Annotated in this window: 18 protein-coding genes and 2 pseudogenes; 11 read left to right on the top strand and 9 right to left on the bottom strand. The window is 71.1% G+C overall.

Annotation, left to right across the window (positions count from 1 at the left end; all coding sequences use genetic code 11):
• Positions 1-75: 75 nt before the first annotated feature.
• Both JKP75_RS09650 and JKP75_RS24490 read right to left on the bottom strand, forming a co-directional pair.
• Complete coding sequence (locus tag JKP75_RS09650) at positions 76-420, bottom strand: helix-turn-helix transcriptional regulator (RefSeq protein WP_200493011.1); 345 nt, start codon at positions 418-420, stop codon at positions 76-78.
• A gap of 217 nt (positions 421-637) precedes the next feature.
• A pseudogene (locus JKP75_RS24490) lies at positions 638-1072 on the bottom strand (AraC family transcriptional regulator ligand-binding domain-containing protein); the annotation flags it as partial.
• A gap of 173 nt (positions 1073-1245) precedes the next feature.
• Between JKP75_RS24490 and JKP75_RS09640 the strand changes: the two are divergent.
• Together JKP75_RS09640 and JKP75_RS09635 are read left to right on the top strand one after the other, a co-directional pair.
• Positions 1246-2748 (top strand): NAD(P)/FAD-dependent oxidoreductase, encoded by a 1503-nt coding sequence (locus JKP75_RS09640; protein ID WP_040339451.1) that lies wholly within the window; start codon positions 1246-1248, stop codon positions 2746-2748.
• 73 nt (positions 2749-2821) lie between these two features.
• Complete coding sequence (locus JKP75_RS09635) at positions 2822-3757, top strand: alpha/beta hydrolase (protein WP_137161232.1); 936 nt, start codon at positions 2822-2824, stop codon at positions 3755-3757.
• A gap of 79 nt (positions 3758-3836) precedes the next feature.
• On the opposite strand, the gene JKP75_RS09630 is transcribed toward JKP75_RS09635, so the two are convergent.
• The gene (locus JKP75_RS09630; protein WP_051515990.1) at positions 3837-4643 is read right to left on the bottom strand and encodes an SDR family oxidoreductase; all 807 of its coding nucleotides are present in this window, start codon (positions 4641-4643) and stop codon (positions 3837-3839) included.
• 359 nt (positions 4644-5002) lie between these two features.
• Entirely contained in the window at positions 5003-5266 is a 264-nt protein-coding gene (locus tag JKP75_RS09625) for an SOS response-associated peptidase family protein (RefSeq protein ID WP_040339449.1), read from the bottom strand.
• A gap of 136 nt (positions 5267-5402) precedes the next feature.
• Between JKP75_RS09625 and JKP75_RS09620 the strand changes: the two genes are divergently transcribed.
• Together JKP75_RS09620 and JKP75_RS23835 are read left to right on the top strand one after the other, a co-directional pair.
• Positions 5403-6854 carry an NAD-dependent succinate-semialdehyde dehydrogenase gene (locus JKP75_RS09620; protein ID WP_200491630.1) on the top strand — a complete coding sequence of 484 codons (1452 nt, stop codon included), beginning with the start codon at positions 5403-5405 and terminating at the stop codon, positions 6852-6854.
• A gap of 42 nt (positions 6855-6896) precedes the next feature.
• A complete protein-coding gene (locus JKP75_RS23835; RefSeq protein ID WP_309229721.1) occupies positions 6897-7085 on the top strand; it encodes a hypothetical protein in 189 nt (62 codons plus the stop codon).
• Between the two features lie 311 nt (positions 7086-7396).
• Here the strand turns inward: JKP75_RS23835 and JKP75_RS24485 are convergent.
• Positions 7397-7633 (bottom strand): annotated as a pseudogene (locus JKP75_RS24485) (MFS transporter); the annotation flags it as partial.
• A 210-nt stretch (positions 7634-7843) separates the two neighbouring features.
• Complete coding sequence (locus JKP75_RS09605; RefSeq protein WP_040339445.1) at positions 7844-8155, bottom strand: EthD family reductase; 312 nt, start codon at positions 8153-8155, stop codon at positions 7844-7846.
• Positions 8156-8516: 361 nt separating this feature from the next.
• Between JKP75_RS09605 and JKP75_RS09600 the strand changes: the two genes are divergently transcribed.
• Positions 8517-9686, top strand: coding sequence for an acyl-CoA dehydrogenase family protein (locus JKP75_RS09600; protein ID WP_040339444.1), 1170 nt, complete (start codon positions 8517-8519; stop codon positions 9684-9686).
• Complete coding sequence (locus JKP75_RS09595; RefSeq protein WP_200491631.1) at positions 9683-10747, top strand: MBL fold metallo-hydrolase; 1065 nt, start codon at positions 9683-9685, stop codon at positions 10745-10747. Before JKP75_RS09600 ends, JKP75_RS09595 begins: the two co-directional genes overlap by 4 nt.
• A gap of 44 nt (positions 10748-10791) precedes the next feature.
• Here JKP75_RS09595 and JKP75_RS09590 read toward each other — a convergent pair whose 3' ends face one another.
• On the bottom strand, positions 10792-11460 hold the full coding sequence (locus JKP75_RS09590; RefSeq protein ID WP_081788669.1) for a TetR/AcrR family transcriptional regulator: 669 nt from the start codon (positions 11458-11460) through the stop codon (positions 10792-10794).
• Positions 11461-11478: 18 nt separating this feature from the next.
• Between JKP75_RS09590 and JKP75_RS09585 the strand changes: the two genes are divergently transcribed.
• The 4 genes from JKP75_RS09585 to JKP75_RS09570 all read left to right on the top strand — a co-directional run bounded on the left by JKP75_RS09585 (position 11479) and on the right by JKP75_RS09570 (position 15592).
• Entirely contained in the window at positions 11479-13122 is a 1644-nt protein-coding gene (locus tag JKP75_RS09585) for a long-chain fatty acid--CoA ligase (protein ID WP_200493009.1), read from the top strand.
• A gap of 112 nt (positions 13123-13234) precedes the next feature.
• A complete protein-coding gene (locus JKP75_RS09580) occupies positions 13235-13741 on the top strand; it encodes a PaaI family thioesterase (RefSeq protein WP_170977905.1) in 507 nt (168 codons plus the stop codon).
• A complete protein-coding gene (locus JKP75_RS09575; RefSeq protein WP_224499410.1) occupies positions 13738-14811 on the top strand; it encodes a BtrH N-terminal domain-containing protein in 1074 nt (357 codons plus the stop codon). Before JKP75_RS09580 ends, JKP75_RS09575 begins: the two co-directional genes overlap by 4 nt.
• Before the next feature lie 52 nt (positions 14812-14863).
• Positions 14864-15592 carry a dienelactone hydrolase family protein gene (locus JKP75_RS09570; RefSeq protein WP_051515988.1) on the top strand — a complete coding sequence of 243 codons (729 nt, stop codon included), beginning with the start codon at positions 14864-14866 and terminating at the stop codon, positions 15590-15592.
• A 48-nt stretch (positions 15593-15640) separates the two neighbouring features.
• On the opposite strand, the gene JKP75_RS09565 is transcribed toward JKP75_RS09570, so the two are convergent.
• Positions 15641-16072, bottom strand: a complete 432-nt coding sequence (locus JKP75_RS09565; protein WP_200491634.1) for a hypothetical protein — start codon at positions 16070-16072, stop codon at positions 15641-15643.
• On the bottom strand, positions 16069-18357 hold the full coding sequence (locus tag JKP75_RS09560) for an MMPL family transporter (RefSeq protein ID WP_200493008.1): 2289 nt from the start codon (positions 18355-18357) through the stop codon (positions 16069-16071). The genes JKP75_RS09565 and JKP75_RS09560 overlap by 4 nt, the downstream gene beginning before the upstream one ends.
• Before the next feature lie 235 nt (positions 18358-18592).
• Between JKP75_RS09560 and JKP75_RS09555 the strand changes: the two genes are divergently transcribed.
• Complete coding sequence (locus JKP75_RS09555) at positions 18593-19297, top strand: TetR/AcrR family transcriptional regulator (RefSeq protein WP_051515987.1); 705 nt, start codon at positions 18593-18595, stop codon at positions 19295-19297.
• Positions 19298-19332 lie beyond the last annotated feature (35 nt).

Raw genomic sequence — 19332 nt, 5'->3', positions numbered from 1 at the left:
GAGGGCCCGGCGCGTCGCTTCTCGACCCTCCGATGCGACACCGGGGTTCGATGCGCAGCTCAGCCCGCGCCGCCGTCACTCCGGCCCGGCCGCAGGCCGGGACGTGTCACCGCTCGTGGACGGCCGGGTTTCCCCCTCCCTCCAGCGGCCGGGGCTGACTCCCTTCCACCGCCGGAAGGCATGGACGAAGGTGGAGGCATCCGTGTAGCCGAGGCGTCGAGCGACCTGCTCGACGTTCAGACCGGCGGTCACGAGCAACTCCTCCGCCAGGTGTTCACGTGTCTGCTCCACGATCGCGCGGAACGTGGTTGCCTCGTCGCGGAGCATCCGGCGCAAGGTCCGCACGCTGACGTGCATCTCCGCGGCGACCTCCTCCTGTCCGAGGATCCGGCCCCCGGTGTGCACCAGGAGGTCACGCACCCGCCCGCTCGTCCCTCGCCGTGAGTGGCGGCGCTGGAGGAGGTCCCGGCACTGGGCCTCGCAGAGTGCGGCGGTCAGGGGGGCTGCCTGCGGCAACGGCTGGTCGAGGAGGGCAGCGTCGAAGACCAGGACCGACCGTGCGGCGCCGAACCGCGGCGGCACTCCGAACGCGGTCTCGTACGGCGTCGGATCGGCGGGCTGCGGCAGGTCGCAGCGCCACGCGCAGCGGCACGACAGGGCGCCCCAGTGTCTCCCGCCACAGCTGCAGGGCCGCCGAGCTGTCGCGGAGCAGGACGAAGCGCCGGACGTGTTCCGGGACGTCCAGGTCGTCGAAGAACAGCCGGACCTCGCCGTCGTCCTCCCGGGCGCTGACGCGCGTCAGCGCGTACGTGAGGTCCACGAATCGCATCGCGACCTCGGTCCCCTCGCGGAGGGTGCGGCTCGAGAGCAGGGCGAAGCCCCAGATGCCGTAGCTCGCCAGCCGGTATCGCGCTCCGGCGGTCAGGCCTGCGTCCTCGGGCAGCGAGCCGGCGATGGCAGCGATTGCACGCATCTCCTGCTCGCCGGTGATCTCGGCAGCCGGGTCCTCGAGGGCTTCTTCCGGTATCCCCCCGCCGGCCAGCACGTCACGGCGGGGGAGGCCGTGCTCCACGGCCAGCCCACACAGAAGTGCCACGCTGCCCGTGCCGCGGACGGGCGCGTCGAAGGGGTGTTGGGGGTTGGCCGGAATACTCAACTCACGGCCGATTGTGGCATGGCTCACCTCCGCCTCGCACGGCTAGCTTCCGTCGTGACCGACATCACCAGGCAGATGGGCAATGAAGCATGACCTTGACGGCAGAAGCAGCAACCGGCACCGCGGCGGAGACCCAGCACGTCGACGTGCTCGTGGTCGGGGCGGGGATCTCCGGGATCGGCGCCGCCTATCACCTGAAGCAGCAGTTCCCGGACAAGAGCTTCGTCATCCTCGACGCGCTGGACGCCCGAGGCGGCACCTGGTGGACCCACCGCTACCCCGGCGTCCGGTCCGACAGCGACCTGTTCACCTTCGGGTACAAGTTCAAGCCCTGGCGGGGGGCGTCGATCGCCACCTCGGACGAGATCCTGTCCTACCTGGACGAGGTCATCCAGGAGAACGACCTGGGCGACCGGATCCGCTACCGGCACCGGGTGAGCGCGGCCAGCTGGTCCTCGGAGGAGAAGCGCTGGACTGTGCAGGTGACCCGTGAGGACACCGGCGAGTCGCTGCGGTTCACCACCGACTTCCTCTGGATGTGCCAGGGCTACTACGACCACTCCCGGCCCCACCAGCCGCAGTGGGAGGGGCTGGACCGGTTCCGCGGTCATGTCGTGCACCCGCAGCAGTGGCCCGCGGACCTCGACTACGCCGGCAAGCGCGTCGTCGTCATCGGATCCGGAGCCACCGCGGCCACCCTCGTGCCGGCCATGGCGCAGGAGGCGGCGCACGTGACGATGCTGCAGCGCTCGCCGACGTTCTTCTTCGCCCGCCCCAGGACCCACGAGCTGGCGAACACACTCCGCGCCCTGGACGTCCCTGACGAGTGGACCCACGAGATCCTCCGGCGCGCGTACATCGCCGAGGGGGACGAGATCACCCGGATGTCCAAGGAGGCGCCCGACGAACTGCGGGCCTTCATCATCGAATCGATGCGTCCGCTGCTACCCGAAGGCTTCGACATCGACAAGCACTTCAACCCCACCTACCGGCCGTGGCAGCAGCGGCTCGCCCTACTCCCGGACGGCGACCTGTTCACCGCCATCCGGGAGGGCAAGGCATCGGTGGTCACCGACACCATCGAGACGTTCACCGCGACCGGGATCCGCACGTCCTCGGGTGAGGAGATCGAGGCCGACGTCGTCGTCACCGCCACCGGATTCGACCTGAGCCTGTTCGGGGGAGTTGCCTTCACAGTCGACGGAGAGCCGGTCGACTTCACCGAGCGGGTCACGTGGCGCGGCATGATGATCAGCGGCGTTCCCAACATGGCCTACGTGTTCGGGTACTTCCGCGCCAGCTGGACCCTGCGTGCCGACCTGGTCAGCGAGTTCGTCTGCCGGTTGCTCGCTCACATGGAGGAGCGGGGTGTGGCGACCGTCGTCCCCACGCTGCGCCGGGAGGACGACGGTATGCAGCTGCGGCCCTGGGGCGACCCGGAGAACTTCAACGCCGGCTACGTCATGCGCACCATGCACCTGATGTTCAAGCAGGGGGACCAGGAGCCCTGGGTCCACCTGCGCGAGTACGCCGAGGAGCGCGACTCGTTGCCTGCGCTCGACCTCGACGACAGCTCGCTGGTGTACGGCTGACCGGCCGTCGCGCCGCACCGCTTCCGGAGTCCCTTCCCGCACGTCCCCAGCCGTCCCCCACAAGGAGAACCCTGTGCCGGTTGACCCGCACATCGCCGCCGTCCTCAGCATGATCGACCAGGCAGGCATGCCGCCCATGTACGAGGGGAGCGCCGAGGCCGGGCGCGCCCAGTACCTCGCGCTCACCCACGGCTCCCGGGCGCCCGAACACGTCGTCCAGGTCGGGAGCAGTGAGGACCGGACGGTGCCCGGTGCCGAGGGTGACCTCGAGGCGCGCGTCTACCGCCCGGAAGGCGAGGGCCCTTTCCCCACGGTGATCTTCTTCCACGGCGGAGGCTGGGTCATCGGCGATCTCGACACCCACGACAACATGGCGCGCAACGTCTGCAAGGGCAGCAACGCCGTCGTGGTGGCCGTGGACTACCGGCTGGCCCCGGAGCACCCGTTCCCGGCCGCAGCGGACGACGCGGTGGCCTCCGCCCGCTGGATCGCCGGGCACCTCGACGAGTTCGGCGGGGACCAGCGGCTGGGCCTCGCCGGGGACAGCGCCGGCGGCAACCTCGCCGCGGTCGTGGCGCAGGTACTGCACGCCGACGGGACGCCGCTGGCCGGCCAGTTCCTGATCTACCCGGCCGTGGACGCGGAGGGGGAGTACCCCTCCCGCGTGGAGAACGCCAAGGGCTACTTCCTCGAGAAGGACACCATGGACTGGTTCTACGGCCACTACGCAGGCGCCTGGGACGACGCCAAGGACGCCCGACTGTCGCCGCTGCACGGCGCCGACCTGTCGGGGCTGCCTCCTGCGGTCGTCGTGACGGCGGAGTTCGACCCGCTCCGGGACGAGGGCGAGGCCTACGGCGAGGCGCTGCGTGCCGCGGGCGTCGCCGCGGACGTCCGTCGCTACGGCGGCATGATCCACGGGTTCTTCGACATGGGCGCCATCTCGCCGGCAGCGCAGAGCGCGATCGACGAGAGCAGCGCCCGGTTCGGCGAGCTGCTGCGCGGCTGAGGGGTCCGGGCAGCCGACCCGCCACGGGGGGGCCGGCTGCCCGGCGCTCGAGCCGTGGGTGCGACGAACCGCGGGTCGGTCACGCGGGGGACGTGTCCACCGGCGGGACGAATTCCCGGGCCACGACGCGGAGATCGTTGTGCTCTCTCGCCGCTGGAGAGCACAACCACCGGATGGCCGGGCCCATCACCGCAGGCTCCAGCAGGCCGCCCCGGGCCTCATCCGGCAGGTCGTCGGGGATCATGCCGGTGACCGTGGCGCCACCGGGCAGCAGCAGGTGGACGTGGACGCCCGTGCCGGCAAGGTCGGCGGCCATGACGCGGGACATCGCGTCGGTGGCGGCCCTGGACGGGCCGTAGGGCACGAACCCTCGGCGACGCATCGTCTCCTCGTTGATGCTGACGTTGACCACGGTGCCGTGTCCCGCCGCGACCATGTCGGGTACGACCGCGCGGGCCACCAGGAAGTAGCCGGTGACGTTGGTGGCAATGAGGTCGGCGAAGCCCGCCGGGGCGACCTCGTAGAACCGTCGCGGCTCGGTCAGGAACCGCGGATTGACAGTCCGCATGCCGATGCCGGCGTTGTTCACCAGGACGTCGATGCCACCCAGGGCAGCGCGCGCCGCCGCCACGCCATCGGCGACGGAGGCCTCGTCCCGCACGTCCATCGCAATTCCGGTCGCCGATCCGGGCCCGGCGGCAGTCTCCTGCTCGGCGACCCGGCGCGCGCGGTCGGCGTCCCGGCCGGTCAGGACCACTGAGGCCCCATCGGCCACCAGAGCCCGCACCATGCCCAGCCCCAGCCCGCTGGTGCCGCCGGTCAGCAGCACCCGCACGCCGCTGACATCGGTCTCCCGCGCTTGGCTCTCGATCGCCTGATCGGGCATCCGATCCTCCACCGCCGGGTTCCGCGTCCCCCAGAACCCTGCCATGACGCCGGGGCCCTCGCCGGGCGATGACGGACGGGCGATCAGGTCGAGGACGCAGCGGGTGGCCGTCCCGGGAGACGCAGGTGCAGGACCAGGACGAGCGCGCTGACGGCGAACAGGCACCAGGCCAGTCGGTGCAGGTTCCCGGTGTCGATCTGGTCGCCGAACAGCAGTCCCAGCAGGCTGGCCGAGAGGATGGTCCCCGAGGTAGCGCGAGGTCTGGAAGAGGCCGGCTGCCGCCCCGACCTCGTCAGGCGGGACCGTGTCGTACAACGCCGTCTGCAGCCCCAGGTTGGTGGATCCGACGCTCACGCCGATCACCGCGAGCAGCCCCGCCGTCGCCGCGTTCGACAGCTCCACGAGGGCACCAGGCCCCAGCGCACCGCCCGGAGCTCGCGGTGCACGCCGCGGGTCAGCGCGCCCTCGGCGTCGCGCTCCTTCTTCCAGCGGACGACGTGCACGTCCTTGGTCGGGGCGACGTTGTAGTCGGCCGGCACCGGGGACTGCCCGCCGGCCGGTACGGCCTCGAACTCCAGCGCCAGGTCCTCGGGTTTGCGGCTGGCGGCGTAGCAACCGCACATGGGCGCCTCCTGGCACAGGTTCGGCTGACCTCTCGCCCTGTAGGTGCGCCCGCTGACAGCGGGCCGCCCCGTGACAGCCGGGCACTCGTGGGGTAGGCCTAGGCGGAACAAGCCCCCCAGAGACGAGGATCACCGCGTGACCGCTACGCAGAACGCCCCCACCACCGCCAGCGACAGCGCCGAGCGGCGCTACGCGACCGTCAACCCGTTCACCGGCGAGACGGAGAAGGAGTACCCCTTCACCGAGACGTCGGAGATCGACGGCATCATCGGCCAGGCGCACACCGCGTACCTGGAGTGGCGCGACCGCTCGGTCGAGGAGCGCGCGGCCGTTGTCCAGAAGGCCGCCGAGCTGCTCGACGAGCGGATCATGGACTTCGCCGCCCTCATCACCAAGGAGATGGGCAAGCGCCGGGACGAGGCCGTCGGCGAGCTCTTCCTCTGCTCGATGATCCTGAAGTACTACGCCGGCAACGGCCCGAAGTTCCTCGAGCCGACCTCGATCGAGCCGATGATGGGCGGCGGAGAGGCCGTCATCGAGACGCGCCCCGTCGGCGTGCTCCTGGCCATCGAGCCGTGGAACTTCCCCTTCTACCAGGTCGTCCGCGTCGCCGGCCCGAACCTGGTGCTGGGCAACACCGTCATCCTCAAGCACTCGGAGATCACCCCGCAGTGCGCCGTGGCGATCGAGCAGCTGTTCCGTGACGCCGGCGCCCCCGAGGGCGCGCTCATCAACACCTTCCTCAAGATCGAGGACGTCGAGCAGGTCATCGCCGACCCCCGCATCCAGGGCGTGACGCTGACCGGCAGCGAGCGGGCCGGCTCGTCGGTCGCCGCCCTGGCCGGCAAGCACCTCAAGAAGTCCGTGCTGGAGCTCGGCGGCAGCGACCCGTTCATCGTCCTCGACGGTGAGAACCTGGAGGCGACCGTCAAGGCGGCCACCGCCGGGCGCATGGGTAACACCGGGCAGGCCTGCACCGCCTCCAAGCGGCTGATCGTCACCGAGGACGCCTACGAGCCCTTCGTCGAGGGCCTGAAGCAGGCATTCGGCATCTTCGCCCCCGGCGACCCGGCCGACCCGGCGACGTCGCTCGCGCCACTGTCGAGCGAGAAGGCGGCCGCGGACCTGCAGGCGCAGATCCAGGACGCCATCGACAAGGGCGCCACCGTCGTCGCGGGCGGCCAGCGCCCCGATCACGCCGGCGCGTTCGTGTCGGCGACGATCCTCACCGACGTCACTCCCGACATGCGGGCCTACCGCGAGGAGCTCTTCGGTCCCGCGGCCGTCGTCTACAAGGTGAAGAACGCCGACGAGGCGGTCGCGCTGGCCAACGACAGCGACTTCGGCCTGGGTGCAACCGTCATGGGCAGCAACCCCGAGGAGGCGCGGTCGGTGGCCGAGCGGCTGGAGGCAGGCATGGTCTGGATCAACCAGCCCACCGGCTCCTCCCCGGAGCTGCCCTTCGGTGGCGTCAAGCGGTCCGGCTACGGCCGCGAGCTCTCCGAGCTGGCCATGTTCGAGTTCGCCAACCGGCGGCTGCTCCGCACGGTCCCGGTCAAGAAGACCGAGAAGCCGCAGGCCGGCTGAGCACGTGCGGGGAGGTGCGGCGCGGGCGGGCAGACTGACCTCGTGAGAGACGTCTGGCCCGCGCCGCACCACCCTGCTCCGGTCGACGCCGTCGTGTCCCTGCCCGGGTCGAAGTCGCTGACCGCCCGGGCACTCGTGCTCGCCGCGCTGGCGGACGGCCCCAGTCGGCTCGTGCACCCCCTCAGGGTGCGCGACACCGACCTCATGGCCGCAGGCCTGGGCGCACTCTGAGTCGGCATCGACGACGTCGACGGCAGCGACTGGCTGGTCGCACCCGGAACGCTCAGCGGTCCGGTCACGGTCGACGCCGGGCTGGCCGGCACGGTGCTGCGGTTCCTCCCCCCGGTGGCCGCCCTCGCCGACGGCCCGGTCACCGTGGACGGCGACCCGCGACCTGCACGACCGCCCCAACGCCGGGCTGATCGACGGCCAGCGCGCGGGCCCGGCCCTCCACGACCAGCCGGCGGATGATCGCCATGCCGGAGGGGGTAGATCGCGGAGCTGCCCAGCGCCTGGACCGCCCGGATGGCCAGGAGCGTGGCGAAGTTCGGGGGAGAGCGGCGCCGCGGGCTGGCCAGGCCGACCAGCGCGAGCCCCGCGAGGAACAGTCGGCGTGGCCCGAACACGTCTCCGAGCCGGCCGGAGACCGGCTGGGCCACCGCGCTGGTCAGGTGGAACAGCGAGATCATCCAGGAGACGCAGGCGAACAACAGCTCGAAGTCCTCCGCCAGCTGGATCAGGGCGACGGCGATCAGCGAGGAATTGAGCGGGTTCAGCACCGTGCCGGAGGCGGTGGCGACGAGCAGGGGCCCGCGTCGCGGCCCCGCTCGCCCCCGGGACCCGGCACCGGAGCCCCCCCACCGGTGCGACGGTAGAGCCGCCGCCGCCTCCCGCGCCCGCCGGCAATGGGAAATCGGTCGAGGGAGCGCAGTCCCCTGGACCGACGCGGGTGCCGTCCCCCGTCGCACCGGAGGACGGCACCCGGCAGCTCAGGGAGTGAAGTCCTCTATGTCGTAGTGGCTCATGCTCGCGCCGCCGGTGGCGAAGTTCGGCACGTCGCCGGCGGCGGCCGTGCCCTCGGGGGACCCCATGCCGGAAGCGAACGCCTCGGCGGAGGCGAAGTCGAGCACGGCAACCAGGTACGGCGCGGTGTCGCCGTCCAGAGCGTTGGCGTGGCCGATGTCGAAGCGCACCACGCCGGGGATCTTCCGTGCGAGCGGGACGTGGACGTCGCGGTAGTGCTGGTCGAACGCAGAAGGGTCCGTCGGACGGCCGTACTGGACGAGCAATCTGTGCGTCATGCGTTCTCCCTACCGCACTGGTGGGCGATCTGGCGGTACTCCCGCTCCCGCAGGACGTGGTGGATCGCGCGTAGTGGAGCCGACATCCGCCACCGCTGCAGCCAGCGCAACCGGAGCCTCTCGGCGCTGCGAGTCCGCTGTCGGAATGGCCGGCGCGAACGATGCGGGTGTTGTGCGCCACATCCACGGACGACTAACCTGACGGTGACGTCAAGTCCTCCGTGGCCGTCCCCACGACCTGCTTGAGGTGTCGTAGTGGCTCACGTCGTTCGAGGCGCGGAGGGTGCATCGCGGCCCTGCTCGACATGCACGCGGCCGCCTGTGTACCAGCTGCGGGAGGACCGACCGGAGGAGAGCAGTCATGAGCCCTACCGACGTCACCGCGCACGCCCCCGACCCATGGAGCACGCCCGAGCGGGTGGCCCTCCGCCGGCTCGCCCGCGACTTCGTGGCCCGGGAGATCGCTCCGAACATGGCCGAGTGGGAACGGGATGGCGAGCTGCCGCGCGATCTGCACCGTAAGGCGGCCGGCGCGGGCCTGCTCGGCGTCGGGTTCGCCGAAGAGGTGGGCGGCAGCGGCGGCAACGCGATCGACTCGGCGGTCATGACCGAGGAGATCCTGCACGGGGGTGGGTCCACAGGTGTCTGTGCCTCGCTGTTCACCCACGGCATCGCCGTGCCGCACATCGCCGCCCACGGCAGCGCCGAGCTGGTCGACCGCTACGTCCGACCCACGCTGGCCGGGGAGCTGATCGGTTCGCTCGCGGTGACCGAGCCCGGCGGGGGCTCGGATGTCGCAAATCTGCGCACCCGGGCCGTGCGCGAAGGCGACGAGTACGTGGTCAACGGAGCCAAGACCTTCATCACCAGCGGGGTCCGCGCCGACTTCGTGACCACCGCTGTGCGCACCGGCGGACCGGGTCACGGCGGTGTCTCGCTGCTCGTCATCGACACGAACACGCCCGGGTTCAGCGTCTCCCGGCGGCTGGACAAGATGGGCTGGCGGTGCAGCGACACAGCCGAGCTGGCCTTCACCGACGTCCGCGTGCCGGCCGCGCAGCTGGTGGGCACAGAGAACTCCGGCTTCGTGCAGATCATGCAGCAGTTCCAGAGCGAGCGGATCGGCCTGGCAGTCCAGGCCTACGCCACCGCGGCCCGCGCCCTGGACCTGGCCCTCGGGTGGGCGCGGGACCGGGAGACCTTCGGGCGGCCGCTCTCCTCTCGACAGGTGATCCGGCACAAGCTCGCCGAGATGGCGCGTCAGGTCGACGTCGCCCGCACCTACACGCGAGCTGTGGCGCAGCGCTACCTGGCCGGGGAGGACGTCGTCACCGAGGTGTCGATGGCGAAGAACACCGCCGTCTACGCCTGTGACTTCGTGGTTGACGAGGCGGTGCAGATCTTCGGCGGCATGGGATACATGCGGGAGTCGGAGGTCGAACGGCACTACCGGGACGCCCGGATACTCGGCATCGGCGGCGGGGCGAACGAGATCATGAACGAGGTCATCAGCAAGCGGATGGGTCTGTGACCGCGGGGTCCGCCGGCCCGTTGTGGGTCACCGGCGTCAAGCAGCAACGGGCGTGGGTCGAAAACGTACTGCCGCCGGTGGAGCGGGTCCAGCAGGGGCTGTGGTCGATCCCGGTGCCCATTCCCGACAGCCCCCTGCGCTACGTCCTCGTCTACGCCCTCGAGCTCGATGACGGGGTGGCACTGATCGACGCCGGGTGGGACACCGACGACGCCTGGCAAGCCCTCACCCAGGGCCTGGCGACGGCGGGGTACGTGGTCGCCGACGTCCGCGGCGTCATGGTGACGCACATCCATCCCGATCACTACGGCCTGGCGGGCCGGGTCCGTGAGGCGTCAGGGGCCTGGGTGGGGCTGCATCCCGACGACGCTGCGCTGCTGCCGGCCCGGTACGGGGCCGGCATCACCGACCTGCTGGAGGGCATGGTCGCACTGCTGCGGAACTGCGGAGTGCCCGAGGACGAGCTCCGGGTCCTGTCCGGGGCCTCGCTGCAGATCGCCGACTACGTCCGCCAGGCCGAACCGGACCGCCTCATCCGCGACGGTGACCGGCTGCCCTTGCCTGGATGGGATCTGCGTGCCGTGCACACTCCCGGCCATTCGCCCGGGCACCTGTGCTTCCACGAGCACCGTCGTCGCCTCCTCTTCTCCGGCGACCACGTCCTGCCCCGCATCACACCCAACATCGGGGTGCACGCGCAGTCGGGCGGCAACCCGCTGGCCGACTTCATCGATTCCGTGGCGCGTGTCGGGGCGCTGGACTCCCACCTGGACGAGGTGCTGCCCGGGCACGAGTACCGCTTCGCCGGTCTGGCGGCGCGCGTGTCGGCGCTGGTGGGCCACCACGACGCCCGACTGCAGGAGATCCACGCTGCTGTGACGACGGCGCCCACGACCTGGGAGCTGACCGCCGCGCTGAGCTGGTCGCGGCCATGGCAGCAGATCTCGGGTTTCATGCGCAGAGCGGCTGTTGCCGAGACCCTGGCGCACCTGGTTCTCCTGGAGAGCAGGGGTCGGGTGCGGCGCAGCCGCGAGACGCCGTGGCATTGGGTGCAGCACTGACCGGCCGGGCCGCCCCGCGCGGTCCCTCGGCGGTCCCAGCAGGGTCAGCCCGCGCCGGGGCTCTCGGCGGTGCCTTCACCGGCGGGTCGGGCCGGCGGCGCCAGACCTATCGCCCCCGCCCACAACCGGGTGAGGACGTCGACGGCGGCGGCTTCGTCGAGTTCTTCCACCGGGTCCTGCCACACGTGGGCGAAGGACTCCACCATCGCGCCCAGCGCGCTGGCCGTCGCCCGCGGTGGCAGCAGCGGGTCGGCCAGGCCCAGCTCCTGCAGCCGGATCAGGCCCTCCATCCCACGCTGGACGAACGACTCACGCATCTCCGAGCGGAGCTGTCGGAAGTCCTCCTGGGTGTCCGCCAGCGAGTCCAGCACTCGGAGGATGCGGGAGTGCCGGGTGACAGCACGCAGGAAGGACCGGTTGGCGGCCTCGATGCGCGCGTACGCAGCTTTGGCCGGCAGGCGGGTACCGATCGAGGTCGCCGAGAAGACCTCTGCGGCGACCTCGCTGACGATCTCGCGGAGCAACGTCTCCTTGGAGTCGAACCACGTGTAGAACGTGCCGTGGGAGACCCCCGCGCGTAAGGCGATGTCATCGATCCCCACGGCGGAGAACCCGCACTCCTCGAACAGCTGCCGTCCGGCCGTCAGCAGTGCGGATCGGGTGCGGCGGCCACGCGCCGTGGCCGGAGGTGACGCAGGTCCTGCCGAGGTCATGCTCCGTCCCTTCCGCCGATGGCCGCGGGCTCCATCTTGACGACACCGTCAAGTTTGGACCAAGCTGCCGTGACCTGGGTCACGGACTGTTGTCCCGACGAAGAGGGTGGCGCATGGACGAGGGAATCGGTGGCTGGGTCGCCACGAGGGCGTTCCTGTCCGGGGACCGGGCTCGCACTGGTGGACGGAAACCGGCGCCTCACCTATGCCGAGCTGGACAGGAACATCGATCAGCTGGCCCGAGCGCTGCGTGCGCTCGGGGTCCGCCAAGGGGACCGGGTCGCCGGGCTCCTGCTCAACAGCACAGCGTTCCTCGAGACCATGCTGGCCACCGCGAAGCTGGGGGCTGTGTTCGTGCCCATGAACGTGCGGCTCGGGCCGGCGGAGGTCGCCTACCTCCTGGTCGACTCTGGGTCGGACACCTTCGTGTACTCGGCGCCCCTCGCGCCAATGGCGCGCGCAGCAGTCACCGCGGACGGGGTGCGGGTCCGGTCCCGCCTGGTCGTCGGCGGAGAGCCCGAGGACGGGGAGCTCGACTACGAGCAGGTGCTGAGCAGCGGCGATCCCCGGCCCGTGGATACCGACGTCGACCGTCGGGACCTGTCCTGTCTGATGTACACGTCCGGGACCACGGGACGTCCCAAGGGGGCGATGCTGACCCACGACAACCACCTGTGGAACGTCGTGAACAGTCTCTCCTTCGGCCGAGGGCTTCGCGAGAGCGACGTCACGGTGACAGTGGCGCCGATGTTCCACATCGGTGGCCTGGGTGTCCACACGCTGCCGCTGCTCTACGTCGGCGGGACCAACGTCCTGCTGCCGTCGTTCGATCCGCTCCGGACCGTGGAGGCCATGTCCCGGGAGCGGACCACCGTGCAGTTCATGGTCCCGGCGATGTGGGCGGCGCTCATGTCGGTGCCCGGTTTGGACGACTTCGACCTGTCGTCGCTGGAGCTGGCAGTGTCCGGGGGAGCGCCGTGCCCGCTGCCGGTCATCGACTTCTTCCAGGGGAAGGGACTGCCCTTCCAGGAGGGCTTCGGGATGACCGAGACAGCGCCCGGTGTGTCAGTGCTGGACGCCGACCACGTCAAGGAGAAGGCGGGTTCCATCGGCCGGCCGATGTTCCACGTCCGGGCGCGCATCGTCGATGACGCCGACAGGGACGTCCGCACCGGGGAGGTCGGAGAGCTCGTGCTGCGCGGACCCAACGTGTTCGCCGGCTACTGGGGTCTACCGGAGGCCACGGCCGAGGCATTCCGCGGTGGGTGGTTCCACACCGGCGACCTCGGGCGCATGGACCCCGAGGGCTTCATGACGCTCGTCGACCGCAAGAAGGACATGATCATCACCGGTGGCGAGAACGTGTACCCCATCGAGGCCGAGCAGGTGCTCTACCGGCATGATTCCGTCCGCGAGGTGGCTGTCGTCGGCGTCCCCCACGACCGCTGGGGGGAGACACCGGTGGCCGTCGTCGCGCTCCAGGACGGCGCCGCGACGACGGCCGAGGAACTGATCGCGTACGCCCGCGAACGGCTCGCACACTTCAAGTGCCCCACGCGGGTCGAGTTCGTCGCCGAGCTCCCGCGCAACGCCACCGGCAAGGTGCTGAAGACGGTGTTGCGGCAGCAGCACGGCGGAGGAGAAGCGGCGGTACACCGCTGAGCACGCCGGTCGGCGACGCCGAAGTTGCCCCCATCCGGCTCGCCGGGACGCACGGGCCGGAGTGTGCACGCGTGAAATCTCAATCAGACGGGTCCGACAGGAGGCAGTGGTGGTGGACGACGTGAATTCGGTGGTCGGCGACTGGGCGCGGGGGTTCGCCGGGCACGACCATGCCCGAGACCTGCCCCCGCACCATCCACGCTGCCTCGGCTGTGGCCCGGAGAACCCACACGGCCACCACCTGCAGGTCTGGCGAGAAGGGGACGCGGTCCGCGCCGAGCACGCCTTCGACGAGCGGCATGTCGGCGCGCCGGGCATCGCGCACGGTGGCGCGGTCGCCACGGTGCTGGACGACCTGTTCGGCTTCCTCCTCTACCGGATCGGGGAGCCCGCTGTCACCCGCCATCTCGAGGTCGGTTACCGGGCGCCGGTGCTGCTCGGAACCCCGTATCTGCTCGAGGCCGGACTACAGCGCCGGGAGGGCAGGAAGCTGTTCGTCCGGGCGCAGGGCACCGACGAGGGGGGCGCGCTCGTCGTCGAAGCGAACGCCGTCTTCGTCGTCGTCGGCCGGGAGCACTTCGCTCGTGGCGGCGGCGACGTGGTGAGGGTGGCACCGTGACCGGGGGACGGCTGCTGGAGGGTTACCCCCACCGCATGGCCGGGCACTGCGGATCCGGAGCCCTGCGGGATCTGCTGGAGTGGGCCGGCCTTGCCTGGGGAGGGGAGGCGGCCGCGGAAGGCCTGGTGTTCGGCCTCGGTGGTGCACTGCACTTCTCGTACATGCGGGTGCCGGGCCTGACCCCGCCGGTCTACCTCGTCGGCAGGGGAGGAGACATGGAGGTGGACCTGCTCGGTCGCCTCGGAGCCGGCGTGGACCTGCGGCGTACCGATGATGAGGCGCTGGGGTGGCAGTGGGTCCGCGACGAGCTGGTCGCCGGCCGGCCCGTCATGGTGTGGGCTGACATCGCCGAGCTCCCTTACCTCCGCGTCCGGCTGCAGATGAGCCGGCACGATGTCGTCATCGTCGGCTACGACGACGAGCGGGAGATCGCCTACGTCGTCGACAACGACCGCGAGGACGTCCAGGAGGTGCCCTACGCGGCGCTGGCCCGGGCGCGCCGCTCGACGGGGTTCCCGGCGCCCACACGGCACGCGACGTTCGCCGTGGAGTGGCCGGAGCGGCTTCCGGACCTGCGCTCCACCGCTGCGGACGCGTTCGCCGCCGCGGGGGCCGGGATGCGCAGCGGGGGTTCCGGGCTGGCGAACCGCCCTGACCTGCCGCCGGGCTCGATCAGTGCAGCCGGGCTGGCCGGCATCCGCCGATTCGCCGACGACCTGGCCCGCTGGCCGCAGGTCCTCGACGACGTGACCCTGGAGTCCGCGCTGGCTGCCCTCCCCGTGTTCATCGAGAAGGCGGGCACCGGGGGTGGGCTGTTCCGTCGGCTGCAGGCCGAGTGCTGCCATGACGTGGCCAGGCGGACGGGGAGCGCGGCGAGCGAACAGGCGGGCCTCGCCTACGACAGGTGCGCCGAAGGCTGGAGCCGGCTGGGCCGGTCTGCCAGAGTCGACACCCCGCTGCCGGACCGGGTCGCTGCCGTGGCGGAGGTGGCCGACCGGTTGCCCGGCCTGGAGGAGGAGGCCGTGGAGTTCCTGGAGGCGGCCGCCGAGGAACTGCGGGCGTCCATGTGACGCCGGGCCTGCCCCACAGCTCATCGACTGGTACTTGACCCCGGAGGCCGTGATGCCCGAGACGACGATCGGCGGGGCCGCGAGCGCCTCGCAGTTGAAGGCCTATCTCGCCGTACCGCCGGTCGGCACGGGCCCGTGGCCCGGCGTCGTGGTGGTGCACGAGGCCTTCGGACTCACCGACGACACCCGGCAGCAGGCCGACCGCCTGGCGGCCGGCGGCTACCTGGCCCTGGCGCCGGACCTGTTCAGCGCCGGGGGAGCTGTCCGCTGCCTTCGCTCGACGTTCCGGACGCTGGCCCGTGGAGAAGGTCCGGCCTTCGACGATCTGGCGGCTGCCCGTTCCTGGCTCACGGGGCGCTCCGACTGCACTGGGAGCGTGGGAATCCTCGGCTTCTGCATGGGGGGCGGCTTCGCCCTGCTCGCAGCCACCCGCGGCTTCGACGCCTCGGCCCCGAACTACGGGCAGATCCCATCGGACCTCGAGCGCGTGCTGCAGGGCGCGTGCCCCGTGGTGGCCAGCTACGGGGGTCGCGACAGGACCCTGCCCGGTGCGGCCGAGCGATTGGACGAGGCCTTGACCGGCCTCGCGGTCGACCACGACGTCAAGGAGTACCCACAGGCCGGCCACTCCTTCATGAACCGGCACAACGCCGGGCCACTCGCCGTCCTCGAGCGGGTGGCCGGCTTCGGCTACCACCATCCATCCGCGGAGGACGCCTGGCGGCGGATCCTCGGCTTCTTCTCCCACCACCTCCACGACGGGGACCCTGCTGCCGGCTGAACCTGCAGAGCGCTCGCCGAGCGGCCGGACGGCCGGCCGCCCGCGGCCCTACGGGCGCCGGCGGGCGAGGCGGCGTAGAAGCAGCCCGGCGGCGGCGGTGGCCGCGATGAGGTCCTGGCTGAGCAGGGCGGCCGGCATGCCCAGGACCCGTTGCGGGATGCGGTGCTGGTCGTAGGGGGACGTCCCGGGCACCAGCAGCGTGAGGTTGAACGGCGCCCAGCGGACGATGGGCAGCAGTGCGGCGGCGACGAGCAGACGCTCGTCGGGCCGATGCTCGTCGCCGGCGGCACGGAGCAGCCAGAGGGCGAGGACTCCCTCCGCCGTCGCACCGAGGACCTCGGAGGTCCCGTGCCACCGGGCGTGCGGACCGTACTCGGGACCGAAGGTGTGGCCGTGGTTCCAGTCGGCGAGCCAGGGGAGGGTCGCCGACGCTACGGCGGATCCGGTGATAAACCGTCGTCCCCACCGCGCGAGGGTCATCGGGATCCTCCCCCCGCGGGGATCGACGCCGGCTCCCGACCAGGCTGATCCGTGGCGGCGGGAACCTCCCCGCGCTCTTCGTCGAGCCGCTGGAGGAGCTTCTCACCTTCGACGTCGAGGTCGGGGAGGAGCCGGTCGAGCCATGCGGGCAGCCACCAGGCCCGGTCGCCGAACATGGCCATGACCGCCGGGACCAGGGTGAGCCGGATCAGGAACGCATCGATCAGGATGCCGACGGCGAGCGCGAAGCCGACCTGCTTGACCGTCGGGTCGGCGTTGAAGATGAAGCCGGCGAAGACCGCAGTCATGATGATCGCCGCAGCGACCACCACGCGGCTCGCCTGGGTGAACCCGTCGGTGACGCTGTCGGCTCCGTGACTTCCGTGGACGTGGGACTCGCGGATCGAGGAGACCAGGAAGATCTGGTAGTCCATCGCCAGCCCGTAGAGCACGCCGGTCGCGATGATCGGGATCACGCTCATCACCACGGTGGTGCTGTCGAGCCCGAACACCTGGTTGAGCCAGCCCCACTGGAAGACGGCCGTCGTCGCCCCGAACGTCGCCAGGATGCTGAGCAGGAACCCGACTGTCGCCTTGATCGGGACGAGGACGGACCGGAACACCAGGAGCAGCACGATCAGCGACAGGCCGAGGACGACCGCCAGGTAGAGGGGCAGCACCTCGGACAGTCGCTCGGACATGTCGATGCCGATGGCTGTCAGGCCGGTGACGCCGAGGGTGACCCCGAGGTCGCCCGCGTACTGCGTCGAGCGGTCGCGGATCTCCGCGACCAGGTCCTCGGTCGCCTCGTCGGTCGGACCCGTGGTCGGAACGACCTGCAGAACCGCGATGGTGCCGTCCTGGCTGGCGCCGGCGGGCATGGTCGTCTGGACGCCCTCGAGCGCGTCGAGGTCTGCCGCCAGTTGCTCCAGAGTCGGCGGCTCGATCGGTGCGCCCGGCTCGGCGGTCCGCACGGCCACGGTCAGCGGCCCGTTGAAGCCTTCGCCGAAGCCCTCGGCGACCACGTCATAACCTTCGCGCTGTGCGCTGCCGCTGCCGTAGCTCTCGGCCGAGGGCATCCCGAGCCGCATGCTGGACAGCGGCAGGGCGAGCAGCGCGGTGACCCCGGTGACCAGGAGGACGGCCGCCCAGCGGTGTCGCACGACGAGCCCGACCCAGCGACGCGCCGGGCTCCGGGAGCGGTCGCCGGGCCGGGCCTGGTGTGCCCGGGCGCGAGGTGAGCAGATGCGTTCCCTGACCAGGCCGAGCAGGGCCGGAAGCAGGGTCAGGGCGACCACGACGGCGATGGCGACTGTCGCGGCGGCGATGAGCGCCATCACCGTCAGCAGTTCGATACCCACGACCAACAGCCCGGTGAGCGCGATGACGACAGTCGTTCCGGCGAAGAACACGGCGCTTCCGGCGGTGCCCACGGCTCGGGCCGCGGCTTCTCCTGCGTCCAGACCGCGGGTCAGGATGAGCCACCGCTGCCGGTTGACGATGAACAGGGCGTAGTCGATGCCTACGGCGAGCCCCAGCATCAGCGCCAGGACCACGGACAAGGAGTTCAGTTCGAACAGGTGGGCCAGCGCGAAGGCGCCGCCGATGCCCGCGCCGACCCCGGCCAGGGCGGTGAGCAGCGGCAGCCCGGCGGCAACCACGGAGCCGAGCGTGACGACGAGGACCAGGGCCGCCACGGCGAGGCCGACGATCTCCCCGATGCCGATGATCTCGGGGATCTCCTGCAGGGTGGCGCCCGGAAGCACGGCCACCCCCGCTTCTTCCGCCGGTGCCTCCGCCGCTGCGACGGTGTCGGCCACGGTGCCCTGGGGGAGCTCGAACAGCTGGTCCTCGAACTGGAACTGGAACAGCGCGACGCGGCCGTCCTCGGACACCATCACGCCCGGGATCGGCCGGCCGTCCACGACCAATGCCCCCGGCGCGACAGCCGCCGCGCCGGGAGGCTGCGGTACGTCGCCCGGGGAACCGGCTGCGGGCGGGCCCCCTGGCTCTCGGGCTCCGGTCAGTTCGGCCGGATCCACGACCGGATCGATCCCGTAGACGCCCTGAACGGCCTCGGCGACCACCGGGGCGAGCCGGTCCGAGTCGAGACGCTCGCCGGACGACGCCTGGAACACCAGCGAACCCTGACCGCCGCTCACTTCCGGGAGTTCCCGGGCCAGTTCGTCGATCACCTCCTGGGCCGGTGTCCCGTCGATGCGGAACTCCGTGCTCAGCTTGGGGGGATTGAGGGCCAGTGCGCCGACGAGCGCGACCAGCAGCACCACCCACACCGCGACCACACGGAACGGGTGCCGATACGTCGCCCGCCCCACCCTGTACAGCAATGTCGACACCGCAGCCCCCAGAGCCGGTCAGTGCGTCACGGCTCCCATGAGGGCACCGTGGAAGACCAGAAGTGATAGGGAGCTATCGTATGCACGGAAGGCCCTGGCTGCAGCCGGTGGTCTCCAGCGGTACTGCGGGTGCCGCTCGCGTCGGCTGAGAGGATACCCTGCCATGACACCGCCGGCGAGTACACGGCGGCGAGACGCCCTCGCGAACAGCGAACGGTTGATCGCGGCCGCCCGCAAGGTGTTCGCCTCCGGTGGTCAGGGTTCGCTGGAGGAGATCGCGAGCGAAGCCGGAGTCGGGATCGCCACCCTGTACCGCCACTTCTCCGGCCGGGAGAGCCTGACCCGGGCGGTGTACCGATCGATCATGCGGGACGAGCTCCTGCCCCTGCTTCGTCAGTCGTGCGCCCAAGGCAGCGCCCGGCAGTCGTTCCTGCTGATCGTCGAGCGACTGCTGGAGCTACTCGACCGGGAGCGCGGACTGATCGCCTCGTCCGCTGACTTCGCGGTGCTGACCGACGACCTGCTGAGGGAGTTCCTGGAGCCCTTCGCCGTCCTGCTGCGGCACGCGCAGGAGAGGAACGAGATCCGGGCGGACCTGCAGCCCTACGACATCCCGCGTGTGCTCAGCATCCTCGTCGTCGGTCTCTCCACGCCCCCGGCCTCGCCGGCAGACCGGCGCCGGTACGTGTCCCTGGTCTTCGATGCAATGGGACCCGACCAGGCTGAGTCGCTGCCTCCCCTCGACGAGAAGGACGGCGTGGAGGGTATGCGAAGCGGCTTCATGGCAATCCGGATGGCCAGCTCCTCGCGCGAGCCGGACAGCAGCCGTCCGAACGGCGCCAGCCCTCAGGAAGGGGACGCCGGGTGATCGCCGAGGCCGCGTTCTCGCGCGCGAGTTCCGGG

Origin of the sequence: Blastococcus sp. TML/M2B (genome assembly GCF_016612865.1) — a bacterium.
In the GTDB taxonomy this organism is placed as follows: Bacteria; Actinomycetota; Actinomycetes; order Mycobacteriales; family Geodermatophilaceae; genus Blastococcus.
Note: the sequence above shows the minus strand (reverse complement) of the source record. Positions and strands in the feature narration are given on the sequence as shown.